Genomic DNA, 16,834 nt, shown 5'->3' with positions numbered 1-16,834 from the left:
CGGAACGCCCGGCTGTCACGCCCCACCCGTTCCCGGGTGTCACACCCGCGGCAGTGACTCCACCCCGATGCCGCCCTCGATCGCCAGGATCCGGTGCAGCCGGGTGGCCACCAGCAGCCGCTGCATCTGCGGCGGCACGCCGCGCAGCACCAGGCGCCGGCCGCAGCGGCCGGCCCGCCGATGGGCCCCCATGATCACCCCGAGTCCGGTGGCGTCCCAGAACTCCAGCTCGGACAGGTCCAGCACCAGGTCGCCGACGCCGTCGTCGACGGCCGAGTGCAGGACCGTACGGGCGTCCGCCGCGCTGCGCACGTCGAGGCGGCCCCCGACGACCAGCTCGGCGTGGTCGCCCCTGATGTGCATATGCGCTCCCCAAGCGTGCGTTCGTGCTCCGCGGTGTGTTGTCTGCGTATGGGCCTGTGTCTGTGTTGGCTATGAGTCTTCGCTGTGGCCGGTGATGCAACCTCTGACTGCGTTGAGCGGTCAGAGGTTGCCGTCTGTAAGCGAACCGATACCGAATTCACCCCATCGCGTGACACCTGGAGGGGCTGTGCGGTGGTCTACGAAACCTCAGTAGCTGTAAAAGCCTTGCCCGCTCTTGCGACCGATGTCACCCGCGTCCACCATCCGGCGCATCAGCTCCGGCGGGGCGAACTTCTCGTCCTGGGACTCGGTGTAGATGTTGCCCGTGGCGTGCAGCAGGATGTCGACGCCGGTGAGGTCCGCCGTGGCGAGCGGGCCCATGGCGTGACCGAAGCCCAGCTTGCAGGCGAGGTCGATGTCCTCGGCCGTGGCGACGCCCGACTCGTAGAGCTTGGTGGCCTCGACGACCAGCGCCGAGATGAGGCGGGTGGTGACGAAGCCGGCCACGTCCCGGTTGACGACGATGCAGGTCTTGCCGACGGACTCGGCGAACTCCCGCGCGGTGGCGAGGGTTTCGTCGCTCGTCTTGTAGCCGCGGACCAGCTCGACGAGCTGCATCATCGGCACCGGCGAGAAGAAGTGCACGCCGACGACCCGCTCCGGGTGCTCGGTGGCCGCCGCGATCTTGGTGATCGGGATGGCGGAGGTGTTGGAGGCGAGCACCGCCTCCGGGCGCACGATCTTGTCGAGCGCACGGAAGATCTCGTGCTTGACCTCGAGCTTCTCGAAGACGGCCTCGACCACGACGTCCGCGTCGGCGGCGGCGTCCAGGTCGGTGGTCGCGGTGATCCGGGCGAGGGCGGCGTCGGCGTCGTGCGCCTCCAGCTTGCCCTTGCTGACGAACTTGTCGTACGACGCCTTGATGCCGTCGGTGCCACGCGTGAGCGCCTCGTCGGTGACGTCCCGCAGGACGACGTCCCAGCCCGCCTGAGCGGAGACCTGGGCGATCCCGGAACCCATCAAGCCGGCGCCGATGACGGCAAGCTTCCGTGCCACTGTTGCGACTCCCCTTTGAAACGCCTTACACCCTGTTTACGTTGCTCTTCGGCGGACCTTAGCGGGAGTGAGGCACTGTGTGACCGGTTAGTAACGCGAGTCACGTCTCATCTGACGGACATCACACCGGCACGGGTCATTGCGCGGCTCGGACGGCGTAGTTGAGCACCTTCTCGCTCAACAGCTCCTCGATGTCGTCGAGAAGCACCAGCACCTCACGTGACACTTTGCCCGGATTTCGCCCGGCGACCATCTCGCGCCCGATGTGGACGAACACCGTCTGGTGGATCCAGGTGATCTGACCGGCGATCAGCCCCGGCAGTGGGTCGGCGGCTCTCGCGCCGGCCTCCTCGCGCAGGGTCGCCTCCAGGTGGTCGTGGATCTCCTGCTGCAGGCTCCACAGCCGCGAGCGCAGCGGCGGCGCCTCGTGGATGCAGCGCATGAAGCGGTCGTAGCCCTCCATCAGCCCGAGCCGGGGGGAGACCGCCTCGACCTCGGCGCGCAGCTCGCGCAGCACGGCACGGGCGGCCGACTCCCCCTTCTCCCGGCCGCGCACCCAGCGGGAGAGCTGTTCGACGACGCCGGCGGAGCGGTCGAAGAAGAGGTCCTCCTTCGCCGGGAAGTAGTTGTAGACGGTGTTCACGGAGACGTCGGCGGCCTCCGCGACCTCCGCGATGGTCACCGTGACGAAGCCGTGCTCCAGGAACAGCCCGGTGGCGATGTCCGAGATCCGCTGCCTCGTCTCGCGCTTCTTCCGCTCCCTGAGCCCTTCCGCCATGGTCCTCATCCTAACTTCAGTGGGCTCCCTTAAATTTTGGGGTCATTGCAAAATTTAAGAGACTCTGTTTTTCTGTGGTCATGCCCATCATCAGTACGGCCGGACTGGCCCGTACCTTCCAGACCAAGCTCGGCCCTGTGGAGGCCGTGCGCGCTGTCGACCTGACCGTCCACGAGGGCGAGATCCTCGGCTTCCTGGGCCCCAACGGGGCCGGCAAGACGACGACCCTGCGCATGCTGACGACCCTGCTGTCGCCCACCGGAGGCGCGGCCACCGTGGCGGGCCACGATCTCGCGACCGACCCCGCGGGGGTGCGCCGGGCGTGCGGATACGTGGCGCAGTCGGGCGGGATCGACCCGCAGATCACCGTTCGGGAGGAGCTGGTCACCCAGGGCCGCCTGTACCGCCTGACGAAGGCGCAGGCGACCGCCCGCGCCGGGGAGTTGGCCCGCGAGCTGGGCCTGACCGACCTCCTCGACCGCAAGGCCGGCGCCCTGTCCGGCGGACAGCGGCGCAGGCTCGACATCGCGATGGCGCTCACGCACCGCCCGAAGGTGCTGTTCCTCGACGAGCCGACGACGGGACTCGACCCCGGCAGCCGGGCCGACCTGTGGGACCTGATCCGGCGCCTGCGCGACGAGCACGGCACGACGGTCTTCCTCACCACGCACTACCTGGACGAGGCCGACGCCCTCGCCGACCGCCTGGTGGTCGTCGACAAGGGCGTGGTCGTCGCGGAGGGCACCCCGAGCGCCCTGAAGCTGCGGTACGGCGGCTCGATCGACGCGAGCCTCCAGGACACGTTCCTCGCCATCACCGGCCGCGGCCCCGTCCCGGCCGACGCCGCCCCCCTCGTCGTATAGGAAACCCATGCTTCTGAAGGACACGGCCCTCGTCTACGGCCGTTACGCCCGCCAGTCCCTGCGCTCGCGCTTCGCCCTGCTCTTCGGCGTGCTGATGCCGCTGCTGTATCTGCTGTTCTTCGGCCCGCTGCTGACGGATCTGCCGCTGGGCGGAAGGGGCAGCTCCTGGCAGGTGCTCGTCCCCGGGCTGCTGCTTCAACTCGGCTTGTTCGGGGCGTCGTTCGCGGGCTTCTCGATCATCATCGAGCAGGGTCAGGGGGTGGTGGAGCGGATGCGGGTGACGCCGGTCAGCCGGCTCGCCCTGCTGCTGGGCCGGGTGCTGCGCGACGCCACGCTGTTCGTCTTCCAGGCGGTGCTGCTGGTGCTGGCGGCGCTGGTGATGGGGCTCCGGGCGCCGCTGCCCGGCGTGCTGATCGGCTTCGCGTTCGTCGCGCTGCTGACGGTGTCGCTGGCCTCGCTCTCGTACGCCCTCGCGATGAAGGTGCGCACCCCGCAGGAGTTCGGCCCGGCGGTGAACGCCATGACGATGCCGATGATGCTGCTGTCGGGCCTGATGCTCCCGATGACACTGGGACCGGCGTGGCTGGACGTGCTGTCCCACTTCGTCCCGTTCCGCTATCTGGTGGACGCGGTGCGGGACGCGTACGTCGGCTCGTACACGACCGCGCACATGCTGTACGGCGGCCTGGTGGCCGTCGCCTTCGCGACACTGGCCGTGACGGTCGGCACACGCGTGTTCCGAACCGCCGGAGCGTAACTACGCTGGCGACATGGTCAATCTGACGCGCATCTACACCAGGACCGGCGACCAGGGCACGACCGCCCTCGGCGACATGAGCCGGGTCGCCAAGACCGATCTGCGGATCTCGGCGTACGCCGACGCCAACGAGGCGAACGCGGTGATCGGCACGGCGATCGCGCTGGGCGGGCTTGAGGAGGAGGTCGTCAAGGTCCTCACCCGGGTGCAGAACGACCTGTTCGACGTGGGTGCGGACCTGTCGACGCCGGTGGTGGAGAACCCGGAGTTCCCGCCGCTGCGCGTCGAGCAGTTCTACATCGACAAGCTGGAGGCGGACTGCGACCGCTTCAACGAACAGCTGGAGAAGCTGCGCTCCTTCATCCTGCCCGGCGGCACCACCGGCGCGGCCCTCCTCCACCAGGCCTGCACGGTCGTACGCCGGGCGGAGCGCTCGACCTGGTCGGCGCTGGAAGCCCACGGCGAGACGATGAACCCCCTGACGGCGACCTACCTCAACCGCCTGTCCGACCTCCTGTTCATCCTGGCGAGGATCGCGAACAAGGAGGTCGGGGACGTGCTGTGGGTGCCGGGCGGAGAGCGCTAGCAGCTCAACGACGGGCCTGTTCCTTCGACGCGGGCGCGGCGAAGCGGTCGGCGGGCTCGGGCTCGCCCTTCGGCCGCTTCGGCCAGATGAAGTACGCCAGCGCGACCAGGCCGTGGATGCCCGCGGCGCGCAGCGCCACCCACTGGAACGACCGCAGGGACGAGGTGTCGCCGTCCCCGACGTACCAGACGGCGCCCTGGAGAAGCGCACAGGCCACGGCTGCCGCGAGCACCGTACGAAGCCACAGGCCTCCCTCGTGCCGGGCCCGTGCCATGCCGTACTGCGGCGGCTTGGGCGGGCGCGGGGCGCCGCCCAGGCGGTGCGCGGCGTGGCCGTCCAGCCAGCGGATCGTGTAGTGGCCGTACGCCACGGTGTAGCCGATGTAGACCGCGGCCAGGCCGTGCTCCCAGCCGGGCTCGGCGCCGTTCTTCAGGTCCACCGCCGTCGCCACGAAGAGCACCAGCTCCAGCAGCGGCTCGCACAGCAGCAGCACCACGCTCGTACGGCGCCACTTCAGCAGATAGCGGACGGCCAGGCCCAGCGCCAGCAGCACCCAGAAGCCGACCTCGCAGGCGATGATGAGGGCGACGATCACAACATGCTCCCTTCGGTCACCCTTCCAGGCTCCCGGCGGGACCGGCCGCTTTCGTCGTCGGCGCTGACGAACTGGCGGTACATCGAAAGATGCAGTCCAGGACCGTTCCCCGGAAGCACGCCCGCGCGGCGCACACCGTGTTGGATGGGCTCATGGTCCTTCCCCGCCCGCACCGCTTCGACGTGTACATCGCCGTCGGCGGGCTGCTCGGCGGCCTGCTGCTGGTGGGCATCGGTCTGGCCACGCGGCCCTCCCGCGACCCCATCACACTCTTCGACGGCCCCTGGCCGATCCTGCTGCCGCTCGTCGTGATGGCCGGCTGCGAGCTGATGCGCCGGGCGGCCCCGCGCACGGCCCTGCTGATCGGCACGGTCGCGATCTGCGCGGACGTCTTCACCCAGGGCAACCTGGCCACGGTCCTGATGTTCACCGACATCGTCTACGCGGCCGTGCTGTACGGCCCGCTCCCCTCGGCCCGCCGCATCCAGTGGATCACCGGCCTGCTCACGGTGGCCGCGACCCTGGTGCCGTTCGCGGTGTGGCGGGTCCCGGAGGCGCTGCTGATCGGCGTGGTCGTCGGCGTCGTGGCGTACGGGCCCGCGGGCACCGGCTGGATCGTGCGCAACCACCGGGACGCCGCCGAGGCCGCCCGGCTGCGGGCCGAACAGACCGCGCTGCTGGCCGAGATGGACCGTTCCCAGGCCGTCGCCGCGGAGCGCGCCCGCATGGCACGCGAGCTGCACGACATGGTCGCCAACCATCTCTCCGCGATCGCCATCCACTCCACGGCCGCGCTCTCCATCAACGATCCGAAGACCTCCCAGGAGGCCCTGTCGGTCATCCGCGAGAACAGCGTCGAGGGGCTCGCCGAGATGCGCCGGCTCATCGGCATCCTGCGGGACGCCGGCGGCGACTCCGAGCCGGTCGCCGCCCCGACGCTCGACGGCCTCGACGCCCTGGCCGAGGGCGCCCGCACCAACGGCCTCGACGTGCACCTCGATGCGGAGCCCGGCAGCGTCCCCGCCCCCGTCGAGCTCGCCGCCTACCGCATCGTCCAGGAGTCCCTGACCAACGCCCTCAAGCACGCCTCCCCCGGCCGGGTCACGGTCGCCCTCGCGCAGCGCGACGGCTGTCTGTCCGTCACCGTGACCAGCCCGTTCGGTGACCGCGACGGGCCACGCGCGCCCGGCTCCGGTGCCGGTCTGGTCGGGATGCGGGAGCGGGTCGCGCTGCTGGGCGGCGAGTTCGAGGCCGGACCCGAGGACTCCGCCGACGGCAAGATGTGGGTGGTACGCGCCGGCCTTCCGCTGACCGAAGGAGACCCCGCATGATCCGTGTGCTCGTCGCCGAGGACCAGTCCGCCGTGCGCGCCGGGCTCGTCCTCATCCTGCGCAGCGCGCCCGACATCGAGGTGGTCGGCGAGGCGGCGGACGGGGAGCAGGCGGTGCGGCTGGCCCGGGAGCTGCGGCCGGACCTCGTCCTGATGGACGTGCAGATGCCGCGGCTGGACGGGGTGTCGGCCACCCGCGAGGTCGTCGGGGAGCGGCTGGCGGACGTGCTCGTGCTGACCACCTTCGACCTCGACGAGTACGTCTTCGGGGCACTGCGGGCCGGCGCGTCCGGGTTCCTGCTGAAGAACACCGAGGCCAAGGACCTCCTGGCGGCGGTCCGTACGGTGGCGCGCGGCGAGGGCCTCATCGCCCCGGCGGTCACCCGGCGGCTGATCGCCGAGTTCGCCGCGAAGCCGGTGCGGGAGCCGGTGGGCGACCCGTCCGTCCTGGACGGCCTCACCCGGCGCGAGCGCGAGGTGCTGTCGTGTCTCGGCGAGGGCCTGTCCAACGCCGACATCGCGGCCCGGCTGAGCATGGCCGAGGCGACCGTGAAGACTCACGTCAGCCGGTTGCTGGGGAAGCTTGAGCTGCGCAGCCGGGTTCAAGCGGCCGTACTGGCGCAGGAGTTGGGGATCTAGCGGGGCGCATCCGGGGCGAAAGGTCAACTGGTCCAGACCTATTGACCTGTGGTCCAGACCTTTCTATTCTCACCGCACCATGAGTGGGCGTGAGGCTCAGTCATGCCCCCTGACTCCCCAACAAGGAGGCGCAGCATGCGCTTCAGACACAGAGCCGTGGCGGGGTTCGCGACCCTGCTGCTTCCGCTGGCGGGCCTGGTCGGCCTCGCGAGCCCGGCCGAAGCCGCGACATCCGCCACCGCCACCTACGCCAAGACCCAGGACTGGGGCTCCGGCTTCGAGGGCAAGTGGACGGTGAAGAACACCGGCACCACCTCCCTGAGCTCCTGGACCGTGGAGTGGGACTTCCCCTCGGGCACCTCCGTCACCTCCGCCTGGGACGCCGATGTCACCTCATCCGGCACCCACTGGACCGCCAAGAACAAGTCCTGGAACGGCACCCTCGCCCCCGGCGCCTCCGTCTCCTTCGGCTTCAACGGCAGCGGCTCCGGCTCCCCCAGCAACTGCAAGCTCAACGGCGGCAGTTGTGACGGCGGAACCGTCCCGGGAGACGCGGCTCCCTCCGCCCCCGGCACCCCCAGCGCCTCCGACATCACCAACACCTCGGTGAAGCTGTCCTGGAGCGCCGCCACCGACGACAAGGGCATCAAGAACTACGACGTCCTGCGCGACGGCGCCAAGGTCGCCACCGTCACGACGACGTCGTACTCGGACACCGGCCTGACCGCCGGCACCGACTACTCCTACACCGTCCAGGCCCGCGACACCGCCGACCAGACGGGCCCGGTCAGCGGCGCCCGCGCGGTGCGCACCACCGGCGGCACCACGGAGCCGCCCACGGGTGACAAGGTCAAGCTCGGCTACTTCACCGAGTGGGGCGTCTACGGCCGCAACTACCACGTCAAGAACCTGGTGACGTCGGGCTCCGCCTCGAAGATCACCCACATCAACTACGCGTTCGGCAACGTCAAGAACGGTCAGTGCACCGTCGACGACACCTACGCCGCCTACGACAAGGCCTACATCGCCGACCAGTCCGTCAGCGGCACCGCCGACACCTGGGACCAGCCGCTGCGCGGCAACTTCAACCAGCTGCGTCAGCTGAAGGCCAAGTACCCGCACATCAAGGTGCTGTACTCCTTCGGCGGCTGGACCTACTCCGGCGGCTTCGGCCAGGCGGCGCAGAACGCGGCCGCGTTCGCCAAGTCCTGCAAGTCCGTGGTCGAGGACCCGCGCTGGGCCGACGTCTTCGACGGCATCGACATCGACTGGGAGTACCCCAACGCCTGCGGCCTGACCTGCGACACCTCCGGCCCCGCGGCCTTCAAGAACCTGATGTCCGCGCTGCGCACGGAGTTCGGCCCGAACTACCTGGTCACCGCGGCCATCACCGCCGACGGCTCCTCCGGCGGCAAGATCGACGCGGCCGACTACGGCGGCGCCTCGCAGTACCTCGACTGGTACAACGTGATGACGTACGACTACTTCGGCGCCTTCAACGCACAGGGCCCGACCGCGCCGCACTCGCCGCTCACCTCGTACGCCGGTATCCCGCAGGCGGGCTTCAACTCCGCCGACGCCATCGCCAAGCTGAAGTCCAAGGGCGTGGCGTCCAAGAAGCTGCTGCTCGGCATCGGCTTCTACGGCCGCGGCTGGACCGGCGTCACCCAGGCCGCCCCCGGCGGCACGGCGACCGGCGCTGCTCCCGGCACCTACGAGGCCGGCATCGAGGACTACAAGGTCCTGAAGAACTCCTGCCCGGCGAACGGCACCATCGCCGGAACGGCCTACGCCTACTGCGGCAACAACTGGTGGTCCTACGACACCCCGTCGACGATCGCCGGGAAGATGTCCTGGGCCAAGAACCAGGGCCTGGGCGGCGCGTTCTTCTGGGAGTTCAGCGGCGACACCACCGGCGGTGAGCTGGTGACCGCCATCAACAACGGCCTGAACTAGCAGGCAAGTTACGCGACATTGACGCGCTGACCGGGCGGGGCTGCCTCAAGCCACGCGAGGAAACCGGTCAGCGCGTCTTCGCTCATGGCGAGTTCGAGGCGCGTGCCCCGGTGCAGACAGGTGAGGATCACGGCGTCGGAGAGCAGCGCCAGTTCCTCCTCGCCGTCGGGCAGCCGGCGGCCGGCCACCTCGATCGCGGAGCGCTCCAGGATGCGGCGCGGGCGGTAGGCGTAGGAGAAGACGCGGTACCACTCGATCCGGTCGCCGTTGTAGCGGGCGACGCCATAGCTCCAGCCCTTGCCGCTGGTGTCGGATTTCTCCGGCACGTCCCAGCGCAGGGAACAGTCGAAAGTGCCACCGGAGCGCTGGATGAGCCTGCGGCGCAGACCGAAGACGAACAGCCCCAGTACCACCAGGGCCACGACGATTCCGCACACAGTCAGAGCGAGGACCATCGACACCGACCTCCTCGTCTCCTAGGTAACGGAACGGAAAAAACTTCCATATCTGCCACAGCCGCGACCGGCACCGGATTGCTCCGGTCCCAGCCGCGGCTGAGTGACGTCATCGCGTGCGCTCCCCCAGAGCCTAGACGGCCCGGAGGGTGACCCCGGGGGTCAGCGCGCCGTCGCCGCCCGCAGGCGGACCTCCGCGCGGCGCTCGGCGGAGGCGTCGTCGTCCGACTTCGCGCGCTCCAGCGCCCGCTCGGCGCGCTGGACATCGATCTCGTCCGACAGCTCGGCGATCTCGGCCAGCAGCGACAGCTTGTCGTCCGCGAACGAGATGAATCCGCCGTGCACCGCGGCGATCACGGTCCCGCCGTCACTCGTACGGATGGTCACCGGGCCCGACTCCAGCACACCGAGCAGCGGCTGGTGACCGGGCATGACGCCGATGTCGCCGGACGTGGTGCGCGCGACGACCAGGGTGGCCTGGCCCGACCAGACCTCACGGTCGGCGGCGACCAGCGCGACGTGCAGCTCAGCAGCCAAGGTTGGCTCCTCGGGTCACCACCCGGCGGTTGTGCCGGGTGTTGGTTACAAGTCTAGTAGGCATGGAAGAGGGGGCGGGACGTGCCCCGCCCCCTCATCAAGAGCTCAATGGCTCACGAAGACCGGTGCGTCAGGAGACGCCCAGCTCCTTCGCGTTCTTCTTGAGGTCCTCGAGACCACCGCACATGAAGAACGCCTGCTCCGGGAAGTGGTCGAACTCACCGTCGCAGATCGCGTTGAACGCGGTGATCGACTCGTCCAGCGGCACGTCGGAGCCGTCCACACCGGTGAACTGCTTGGCGACGTGGGTGTTCTGGGACAGGAAGCGCTCGACGCGGCGGGCACGCTGGACGACCAGCTTGTCCTCCTCGCTGAGCTCGTCGATACCGAGGATCGCGATGATGTCCTGGAGGTCCTTGTACTTCTGGAGGATCCCCTTGACGCGCATGGCGGTGTTGTAGTGGTCCTGCGCGATGTAGCGCGGGTCCAGGATCCGGGACGTGGAGTCCAGCGGGTCCACGGCCGGGTAGATGCCCTTCTCGGAGATCGGACGGGACAGAACCGTCGTCGCGTCGAGGTGGGCGAAGGTGGTGGCCGGGGCCGGGTCGGTCAGGTCGTCCGCGGGGACGTAGATCGCCTGCATCGAGGTGATCGAGTGACCACGGGTCGAGGTGATGCGCTCCTGGAGGAGACCCATCTCGTCGGCCAGGTTCGGCTGGTAGCCCACCGCGGAGGGCATACGGCCGAGCAGGGTCGACACCTCGGAACCGGCCTGCGTGAAGCGGAAGATGTTGTCGATGAAGAACAGCACGTCCTGCTTCTGCACATCGCGGAAGTACTCCGCCATGGTCAGACCGGCGAGGGCCACGCGCAGACGGGTGCCCGGGGGCTCGTCCATCTGACCGAAGACCAGCGCGGTCTTGTCGATGACGCCCGACTCGCTCATCTCGTCGATGAGGTCGTTGCCCTCACGGGTGCGCTCACCGACACCGGCGAACACCGACACACCGTCGTGGTTGTTGGCCACGCGGTAGATCATTTCCTGGATCAGAACGGTCTTGCCGACACCGGCACCACCGAACAGACCGATCTTTCCACCCTTGACGTACGGGGTGAGAAGGTCGATGACCTTGACGCCGGTCTCGAACATCTCGGTCTTCGACTCGAGCTCGTCGAAGTTCGGGGCCTTGCGGTGGATGGACCAGCGCTCGCCGTCGTACTTCTCGTCGACGTTCAGCACCTCACCGAGGGTGTTGAACACCTTGCCCTTGGTGAAGTCGCCGACCGGGACGGTGATGCCGTCGCCGGTGTCGGTCACCGGGGCCTGGCGGACCAGACCGTCGGTGGGCTGCATGGAGATGGTGCGGACCAGGCCGTCACCCAGGTGCTGGGCGACCTCCAGGGTCAGCGTCTTCTTCTCGCCGGCGTTGGCCGGGTCGGCCACCTCGACGTGAAGGGCGTTGTAGATGTCCGGCATCGCGTCGACGGGGAACTCCACGTCGACGACCGGGCCGATGACCCGGGCGACGCGGCCCGTAGCCGTCGCGGTCTCAACAGTGGTGGTCATTTATCGGTCACTCCCCGCGGTCGCGTCGGCCAGGGCGCTGGCGCCACCGACGATCTCGCTGATTTCCTGGGTGATTTCGGCCTGGCGGGCCGCGTTGGCAAGACGGGAGAGCGTGTTGATCAGCTCGCCCGCGTTGTCGGTGGCCGACTTCATCGCGCGCCGCGTGGCGGCGTGCTTGGAGGCGGCCGACTGGAGCAGCGCGTTGTAGATACGGCTCTCGACGTACCGCGGCAGCAGGGCGTCGAGGACGTCCTCCGCCGAGGGCTCGAAGTCGAACAGCGGCAGGATCTCGCCCTTGGTGGCGGTCTCCTCCACGACCTCTTCGAGGCGCAGCGGCAGAAGCTGGGCGTCCAGCGCCTGCTGCGTCATCATCGAGACGAACTCGGTGTAGACGATGTGGAGCTCGTCCACGCCGCCCTCGGCCGTCTCCGTCTCGATCGCCTCGATCAGCGGGGCAGCGACCTTCTTGGCGTCCGCGTACGTGGGCTCGTCGGTGAAACCGCTCCACGACTCCGCGATCTTGCGCTCACGGAAGTTGTAGTGCGCCACACCGCGGCGGCCGACGATGTAGATGTCGACCTCCTTGCCCTCGCGCTCCAGACGCTCGGTCAGCTGCTCCGCCGCCTTGATGGCGTTGGAGTTGAACGCGCCGGCGAGGCCGCGGTCGCTCGTCAGGAGCAGCACCGCGGACCGCGTGACCGTCTCGGCCTGCGTGGTCAGCGGGTGCTTGGTGTTCGAACCGGTGCCGACCGCCGTGACCGCGCGGGTGAGCTCGGTCGCGTAGGGCGTGGAGGCCGCCACCTTGCGCTGCGCCTTGACGACGCGCGAGGCGGCGATCATCTCCATCGCCTTCGTGATCTTCTTGGTCGCGGTGACGGATCGGATGCGACGCTTGTAGACCCGGAGCTGGGCTCCCATGAGTCAGGTCCCTTCCTTACGTCACTTGGAGGCGCTGGTCGCCTTCGGAGCGGCCGGAGCGTCCTCCCCGAGCAGCTTGCCGTCCGCGGTCTCGAACTGCTTCTTGAACTCCGCGATGGCGTCGGCGACGGCGGTGAGGGTGTCGTCCGACATCTTGCCGCCCTCCTTGATGGAGGTCATGAGGCCCTGCTCCTTGCGGTGCAGGTACTCCAGGAGCTCCTTCTCGAAGCGGCGGATGTCGCCGACCGGAACGTCGTCCATCTTGCCGGTGGTGCCGGCCCACACGGAGACGACCTGGTCCTCGGTGGACATCGGCTCGTACTGCGCCTGCTTCAGCAGCTCGACCATGCGCTGACCGCGCTCCAGCTGCGCCTTCGACGCGGCGTCCAGGTCGGAACCGAAGGCGGCGAACGCCTCCAGCTCACGGAACTGGGCGAGGTCGACGCGCAGACGGCCGGAAACCTGCTTCATCGCCTTGTGCTGCGCGGAACCACCGACTCGGGAGACGGAGATACCGACGTTCAGCGCGGGGCGCTGACCGGCGTTGAAGAGGTCCGACTCCAGGAAGCACTGGCCGTCGGTGATGGAGATGACGTTGGTCGGGATGAACGCCGAGACGTCGTTGGCCTTGGTCTCGACGATCGGCAGACCGGTCATCGAGCCCTTGCCCATGTCGTCGGAGAGCTTCGCGCAGCGCTCCAGCAGACGGGAGTGCAGGTAGAAGACGTCACCCGGGTAGGCCTCGCGGCCCGGCGGGCGGCGCAGCAGCAGGGACACGGCGCGGTAGGCGTCGGCCTGCTTCGAGAGGTCGTCGAAGATGATGAGGACGTGCTTGCCCTCGTACATCCACTGCTGGCCGATGGCCGAACCGGTGTACGGCGCCAGGTACTTGAAGCCGGCCGGGTCGGACGCCGGGGCGGCGACGATGGTCGTGTACTCCAGCGCGCCGTTCTCCTCCAGCGCGCGGCGGACCGACGCGATCGTCGAGCCCTTCTGGCCGATGGCGACGTAGATGCAGCGGACCTGCTTGTTCGGGTCGCCCGTGCGCCAGTTGTCGCGCTGGTTGATGATCGTGTCGACGGCCAGGGCGGTCTTGCCGGTCTGGCGGTCGCCGATGATCAGCTGACGCTGACCACGGCCGATCGGGGTCATCGCGTCGACGGCCTTGTAGCCGGTCTCCATCGGCTCGTGCACCGACTTGCGCTGCATGACCGTGGGGGCCTGCAGCTCGAGGGCGCGGCGGCCGGACGTCTCGATCTCGCCGAGGCCGTCGATCGGGTTGCCGAGCGGGTCGACGACGCGGCCGAGGTAGCCCTCGCCGACAGCCACGGAGAGAACCTCACCGGTACGGGAGACCGGCTGACCCTCCTCGATGCCGCTGAACTCACCGAGGACGATGGCACCGATCTCGCGCTCCTCGAGGTTGAGGGCGAGGCCGAGGGTGCCGTCCTCGAACTTCAGCAGTTCGTTGGCCATGGCCGAGGGAAGACCCTCGACCTTCGCGATGCCGTCGCCGGCAAGGGTGACCGTACCGACCTCCTCGCGCGAGGCCGCGTCCGGCTTGTACGACTGGACAAAGTTCTCCAGCGCGTCCCGGATCTCCTCCGGCCGGATCGTGAGCTCCGCCATCTGGGTTCCCTGCTCTCCTTGTTGGGCCCGAAGTTTCACTTGGGGGGATGGGGACTCCCCCCATGAACGAGGTGAATCCTCTGCACGGCCCAACATGGGCCGTCGTAAGTACGTACTGCTATGAAGTTGCTGCTAGCTCGCCAGTCGGCGGCCGGCGTCCTCGATGCGGTCCGCGAGGGAGCCGTTGATGACCTCGTCGCCGACCTGCACCCGGATGCCACCGACAACCTCGGGGTCCACGTCCAGGTTCAGGTGCATCTGGCGGCCGTAGAGCTTGGCGAGGGCCGCGCCCAGGCGCTGCCTCTGGCCGTCGCTCAGCGGCACCGCCGAGGTGACCACTGCCACCATGCGGTCCCGGCGCTCGGCGGCGAGCTTGGACAGGGACTCCAGTCCCGACTCCAGGCTACGTCCACGCGGCGCCGTCACAAGACGCGTCACCAGACGCTCGGTGGTCGCCTTCGCCCGGCCGCCGAGCAGGCTGCGCAGCAGCTCGCCCTTGGCCGAGGCGGTGGCGGCGCGGTTGGTCAGCGCGGCCCGCAGCTCGGTGCTCGAGGAGACGATCCGGCCGAACCGGAACAGCTCGTCCTCGACCTCGTCGAGCGTGCCCGCCTTCTGCGCGGCGGTGAGGTCGGCGGTGTTCGCCAGCTCCTCCAGCGCGTCCACCAGGTCGCGGGACTGCGACCAGCGGGAGCGCACCATGCCGGCCAGCAGGTCAGCGGTCTCGCCGCCGACCTGGCCACCGAGCAGGCGCTGGGCCAGCTCGGCCTTGGCCTCGCCGGCCTGCGCCGGGTCGGTCAGGACCCGACGCAGCGACACCTCGCGGTCGAGCAGCGCGGTGACGGCGGCCAGCTCATCAGCGAGCCGTCCGGCGTCGACGGACGTGTTGTCCGTCAGCGCGTCGAGTCGCTCGCGTGCGGCTGCCAGGGCCTCGCGGCTCGCTCCGTTCATCGTCCGGCCTCGGCCTTCTCCTCGAGCTCGTCGAGGAAGCGGTCGATGACGCGGCTCTGCCGGGCGTGGTCCTCGAGGGACTCGCCGACGAGCTTGCCGGCCAGGTCGGTGGCGAGCTTGCCGACGTCCTGACGCAGCGTGGACGCGGCGGCCTTGCGGTCGGCCTCGATCTGGGCGTGACCGGCGGCGACGATCTCCTCACGCTGCCGCTGGCCTTCCGCACGCATCTCGGCGATGAGCGCGGCGCCCTGCTCCTGCGCCTCCTGGCGCAGACGCGCGGCCTCGTGCCGGGCTTCGGCGAGCTGGGCCTTGTACTGCTCCAGAACGCTCTGGGCCTCGGTCTGGGCGGCCTCGGCCTTCTCGATACCGCCCTCGATGGCCTCGCGGCGCTCTTCCAGAACCTTGTTGATGTTCGGGAGGAGCTTCTTGGCGAGGAAGCCGAAGACGATGACGAAGGCGAGCAGGCCGATGACAAGCTCAGGGATCGGCGGGACGAGAGGGTTCTCCCCCTCGCTCGCCGCGATGAGCAGCTGGCTCATGTGTGTGCCTTTCGTCTAGTCGGCTGGTCTGGTTCGACTGATCAGTAGCCGTAGACGAACGGCATGACCAGACCGATGAGGGCGAGCGCCTCACAGAAGGCGAAGCCGAGGATCTGGTTGGCACGGATCAGGCCGGCGGCCTCGGGCTGACGGGCCAGGGCCTGGGTGCCGTTACCGAAGATGATGCCGACGCCGACGCCGGGGCCGATCGCGGCGAGGCCGTAACCGATGGAGCCGAGGGAGCCTTCGACAGCAGCAAGGGTCTGGGACATGCCAGTTCTTCCTTTTCTTTACGGACCGGTGGGGGTTGGCCACCGGACGAATTGTGGTGGTGCAGAGAGAGCGGTGGCTCAGTGGTGCTCGGCGAGAGCGCCCTGGATGTAGGTGCACGTCAGCAGGACGAACACGTACGCCTGCAGGGCCTGGATGAACAGCTCGAAGGCGGTCATCACGATGACCATCACGAACGAGACACCCGCGTAGGCGATGCCGAAGCCGTTCAGCATGTACCAGCTGGCGATCGTGAAGAGCAGCAGCAGGGTGTGACCGGCGAACATGTTCGCGAACAGTCGCACGGCGTGGGTGAACGGCCGGATCAGCAGGTTGGAGAAGAGCTCGATCAGCATGGCCAGCGGGAGCACCGCGCCGAGCGACTTGTCGTAGCCCGTGACGTTCTTCCAGAAGCCGACGAAGCCGTGCCGCTTGAACGTCAGGGACACCCACAGGATGTAGACGATCAGGGCCAGGACCAGCGGATACGAGATGATCGAGGTGACCGGGAACTGGGCGATCGGGATGATCGACCAGAGGTTCAGCATCCAGACGAAGAAGAAGAGCGAGACGACGAGCGGTACGTACTTCTCGCCTTCCTTCTTGCCGATGGTCTCGTAGACGACACCGCGCCGGATGAAGTCGTAGCCCGCCTCGGCGACCATCTGGAGCTTGCCCGGGACCACCTGCGGCCGGCGGAACGCTGCCCAGAAGAAGCCCACGATGATGATCGAGCCGAGCAGCGCCAGCAGCATCGTCTTGTTGAAGTACAGGTTGCTGTCGCCGTCACCCCACAGGGGCTGGAACATGAACGAGTGCAGGCCCGGCGAGACCTCGGCGAAGCCACACCCGTCGAAAAGGTGGCAGTCGGTCTCGAAGGCGAGCACCTGCGTCGGGTCAGCACTCACCGCGGGCTCCTTCAGCGTGGCGCATAGGTACGGCAACCTCGTTGTGTCGGCGCGGCGCGCAGCCGCGGTTCGGCACGGGACTGGTGTTTCGGATATGGGGGCGGCTGGGGGGCATCTCGCCTCGCGATTGAGCAGGCGTC

Annotated in this window: 19 protein-coding genes; 6 read left to right on the top strand and 13 right to left on the bottom strand. The window is 68.7% G+C overall.

The window, feature by feature from the left end; translation table 11 throughout:
• Window positions 1-39: 39 nt before the first annotated feature.
• From ACIRD7_RS18585 to ACIRD7_RS18575, 3 genes are all read right to left on the bottom strand, one after another.
• A complete protein-coding gene (locus tag ACIRD7_RS18585) occupies window positions 40-363 on the bottom strand; it encodes an STAS domain-containing protein (protein ID WP_019760944.1) in 324 nt (107 codons plus the stop codon).
• A 207-nt stretch (window positions 364-570) separates the two neighbouring features.
• Window positions 571-1,419 (bottom strand): 3-hydroxyacyl-CoA dehydrogenase family protein, encoded by an 849-nt coding sequence (locus ACIRD7_RS18580; protein ID WP_403454293.1) that lies wholly within the window; start codon window positions 1,417-1,419, stop codon window positions 571-573.
• A 136-nt stretch (window positions 1,420-1,555) separates the two neighbouring features.
• The gene (locus ACIRD7_RS18575) at window positions 1,556-2,197 is read right to left on the bottom strand and encodes a TetR/AcrR family transcriptional regulator (RefSeq protein ID WP_403454290.1); all 642 of its coding nucleotides are present in this window, start codon (window positions 2,195-2,197) and stop codon (window positions 1,556-1,558) included.
• 80 nt (window positions 2,198-2,277) lie between these two features.
• On the opposite strand from ACIRD7_RS18575, the gene ACIRD7_RS18570 reads away from it, so the two are divergent.
• The 3 genes from ACIRD7_RS18570 to ACIRD7_RS18560 are packed head-to-tail and all read left to right on the top strand — an operon-like array spanning window position 2,278 to window position 4,403.
• Window positions 2,278-3,060, top strand: a complete 783-nt coding sequence (locus tag ACIRD7_RS18570) for an ABC transporter ATP-binding protein (protein ID WP_403454288.1) — start codon at window positions 2,278-2,280, stop codon at window positions 3,058-3,060.
• A gap of 7 nt (window positions 3,061-3,067) precedes the next feature.
• On the top strand, window positions 3,068-3,817 hold the full coding sequence (locus tag ACIRD7_RS18565; protein WP_403454286.1) for an ABC transporter permease: 750 nt from the start codon (window positions 3,068-3,070) through the stop codon (window positions 3,815-3,817).
• A gap of 13 nt (window positions 3,818-3,830) precedes the next feature.
• Window positions 3,831-4,403: a cob(I)yrinic acid a,c-diamide adenosyltransferase gene (locus tag ACIRD7_RS18560; RefSeq protein ID WP_403454284.1), complete on the top strand. Its 573-nt coding sequence runs from the start codon at window positions 3,831-3,833 to the stop codon at window positions 4,401-4,403.
• 4 nt (window positions 4,404-4,407) lie between these two features.
• Here the strand turns inward: ACIRD7_RS18560 and ACIRD7_RS18555 are convergent, their stop codons facing one another.
• Window positions 4,408-4,998, bottom strand: coding sequence for a hypothetical protein (locus ACIRD7_RS18555; protein ID WP_403454282.1), 591 nt, complete (start codon window positions 4,996-4,998; stop codon window positions 4,408-4,410).
• Between the two features lie 152 nt (window positions 4,999-5,150).
• Between ACIRD7_RS18555 and ACIRD7_RS18550 the strand changes: the two genes are divergently transcribed.
• The 3 genes from ACIRD7_RS18550 to ACIRD7_RS18540 all read left to right on the top strand — a co-directional run bounded on the left by ACIRD7_RS18550 (window position 5,151) and on the right by ACIRD7_RS18540 (window position 8,923).
• Window positions 5,151-6,329, top strand: coding sequence for a sensor histidine kinase (locus tag ACIRD7_RS18550; RefSeq protein WP_403454280.1), 1,179 nt, complete (start codon window positions 5,151-5,153; stop codon window positions 6,327-6,329).
• Complete coding sequence (locus ACIRD7_RS18545) at window positions 6,326-6,967, top strand: response regulator (protein WP_403454278.1); 642 nt, start codon at window positions 6,326-6,328, stop codon at window positions 6,965-6,967. Before ACIRD7_RS18550 ends, ACIRD7_RS18545 begins: the two co-directional genes overlap by 4 nt.
• Before the next feature lie 135 nt (window positions 6,968-7,102).
• Window positions 7,103-8,923: a glycosyl hydrolase family 18 protein gene (locus ACIRD7_RS18540; RefSeq protein ID WP_403454275.1), complete on the top strand. Its 1,821-nt coding sequence runs from the start codon at window positions 7,103-7,105 to the stop codon at window positions 8,921-8,923.
• Between the two features lie 8 nt (window positions 8,924-8,931).
• On the opposite strand, the gene ACIRD7_RS18535 is transcribed toward ACIRD7_RS18540, so the two are convergent.
• From ACIRD7_RS18535 to atpB, 9 genes are all read right to left on the bottom strand, one after another.
• The gene (locus ACIRD7_RS18535) at window positions 8,932-9,378 is read right to left on the bottom strand and encodes a DUF2550 domain-containing protein (protein WP_403454273.1); all 447 of its coding nucleotides are present in this window, start codon (window positions 9,376-9,378) and stop codon (window positions 8,932-8,934) included.
• A 162-nt stretch (window positions 9,379-9,540) separates the two neighbouring features.
• Window positions 9,541-9,915, bottom strand: a complete 375-nt coding sequence (locus ACIRD7_RS18530; protein ID WP_194040551.1) for a F0F1 ATP synthase subunit epsilon — start codon at window positions 9,913-9,915, stop codon at window positions 9,541-9,543.
• 130 nt (window positions 9,916-10,045) lie between these two features.
• The gene (gene atpD / locus ACIRD7_RS18525) at window positions 10,046-11,482 is read right to left on the bottom strand and encodes a F0F1 ATP synthase subunit beta (RefSeq protein WP_403454271.1); all 1,437 of its coding nucleotides are present in this window, start codon (window positions 11,480-11,482) and stop codon (window positions 10,046-10,048) included.
• Window positions 11,483-12,400: a F0F1 ATP synthase subunit gamma gene (locus ACIRD7_RS18520; protein ID WP_403454269.1), complete on the bottom strand. Its 918-nt coding sequence runs from the start codon at window positions 12,398-12,400 to the stop codon at window positions 11,483-11,485.
• A 21-nt stretch (window positions 12,401-12,421) separates the two neighbouring features.
• Window positions 12,422-14,029 (bottom strand): F0F1 ATP synthase subunit alpha, encoded by a 1,608-nt coding sequence (gene atpA / locus ACIRD7_RS18515; protein WP_403454268.1) that lies wholly within the window; start codon window positions 14,027-14,029, stop codon window positions 12,422-12,424.
• A gap of 132 nt (window positions 14,030-14,161) precedes the next feature.
• A complete protein-coding gene (locus ACIRD7_RS18510; RefSeq protein WP_403454266.1) occupies window positions 14,162-14,977 on the bottom strand; it encodes a F0F1 ATP synthase subunit delta in 816 nt (271 codons plus the stop codon).
• Window positions 14,974-15,516: a F0F1 ATP synthase subunit B gene (locus ACIRD7_RS18505; RefSeq protein ID WP_403454264.1), complete on the bottom strand. Its 543-nt coding sequence runs from the start codon at window positions 15,514-15,516 to the stop codon at window positions 14,974-14,976. Before ACIRD7_RS18505 ends, ACIRD7_RS18510 begins: the two co-directional genes overlap by 4 nt.
• A 41-nt stretch (window positions 15,517-15,557) precedes the next feature.
• Window positions 15,558-15,788 carry an ATP synthase F0 subunit C gene (gene atpE / locus ACIRD7_RS18500; RefSeq protein ID WP_009321656.1) on the bottom strand — a complete coding sequence of 77 codons (231 nt, stop codon included), beginning with the start codon at window positions 15,786-15,788 and terminating at the stop codon, window positions 15,558-15,560.
• A 78-nt stretch (window positions 15,789-15,866) separates the two neighbouring features.
• Window positions 15,867-16,694, bottom strand: coding sequence for a F0F1 ATP synthase subunit A (atpB, locus tag ACIRD7_RS18495; RefSeq protein ID WP_380844604.1), 828 nt, complete (start codon window positions 16,692-16,694; stop codon window positions 15,867-15,869).
• Window positions 16,695-16,834: the final 140 nt, after the last annotated feature.

This window comes from Streptomyces sp. NPDC093568 (assembly GCF_044764945.1).
GTDB lineage: Bacteria > Actinomycetota > Actinomycetes > Streptomycetales > Streptomycetaceae > Streptomyces.
Note: the sequence above shows the minus strand (reverse complement) of the source record. Positions and strands in the feature narration are given on the sequence as shown.

What these genes read in the sequence shown, in the direction of transcription:
- ACIRD7_RS18585 (WP_019760944.1), bottom strand. Translation starts at nt 363, where the DNA reads ATGCACATCAGGGGCGACCACGCCGAGCTGGTCGTCGGGGGCCGCCTC.
- ACIRD7_RS18575 (WP_403454290.1), bottom strand. Translation starts at nt 2,197, where the DNA reads ATGGCGGAAGGGCTCAGGGAGCGGAAGAAGCGCGAGACGAGGCAGCGG.
- ACIRD7_RS18570 (WP_403454288.1), top strand. Translation starts at nt 2,278, where the DNA reads ATGCCCATCATCAGTACGGCCGGACTGGCCCGTACCTTCCAGACCAAG.
- ACIRD7_RS18565 (WP_403454286.1), top strand. Translation starts at nt 3,068, where the DNA reads ATGCTTCTGAAGGACACGGCCCTCGTCTACGGCCGTTACGCCCGCCAG.
- ACIRD7_RS18560 (WP_403454284.1), top strand. Translation starts at nt 3,831, where the DNA reads ATGGTCAATCTGACGCGCATCTACACCAGGACCGGCGACCAGGGCACG.
- ACIRD7_RS18550 (WP_403454280.1), top strand. Translation starts at nt 5,151, where the DNA reads ATGGTCCTTCCCCGCCCGCACCGCTTCGACGTGTACATCGCCGTCGGC.
- ACIRD7_RS18545 (WP_403454278.1), top strand. Translation starts at nt 6,326, where the DNA reads ATGATCCGTGTGCTCGTCGCCGAGGACCAGTCCGCCGTGCGCGCCGGG.
- ACIRD7_RS18540 (WP_403454275.1), top strand. Translation starts at nt 7,103, where the DNA reads ATGCGCTTCAGACACAGAGCCGTGGCGGGGTTCGCGACCCTGCTGCTT.
- ACIRD7_RS18535 (WP_403454273.1), bottom strand. Translation starts at nt 9,378, where the DNA reads ATGGTCCTCGCTCTGACTGTGTGCGGAATCGTCGTGGCCCTGGTGGTA.
- atpD (WP_403454271.1), bottom strand. Translation starts at nt 11,482, where the DNA reads ATGACCACCACTGTTGAGACCGCGACGGCTACGGGCCGCGTCGCCCGG.
- ACIRD7_RS18520 (WP_403454269.1), bottom strand. Translation starts at nt 12,400, where the DNA reads ATGGGAGCCCAGCTCCGGGTCTACAAGCGTCGCATCCGATCCGTCACC.
- atpA (WP_403454268.1), bottom strand. Translation starts at nt 14,029, where the DNA reads ATGGCGGAGCTCACGATCCGGCCGGAGGAGATCCGGGACGCGCTGGAG.
- ACIRD7_RS18510 (WP_403454266.1), bottom strand. Translation starts at nt 14,977, where the DNA reads ATGAACGGAGCGAGCCGCGAGGCCCTGGCAGCCGCACGCGAGCGACTC.
- ACIRD7_RS18505 (WP_403454264.1), bottom strand. Translation starts at nt 15,516, where the DNA reads ATGAGCCAGCTGCTCATCGCGGCGAGCGAGGGGGAGAACCCTCTCGTC.
- atpE (WP_009321656.1), bottom strand. Translation starts at nt 15,788, where the DNA reads ATGTCCCAGACCCTTGCTGCTGTCGAAGGCTCCCTCGGCTCCATCGGT.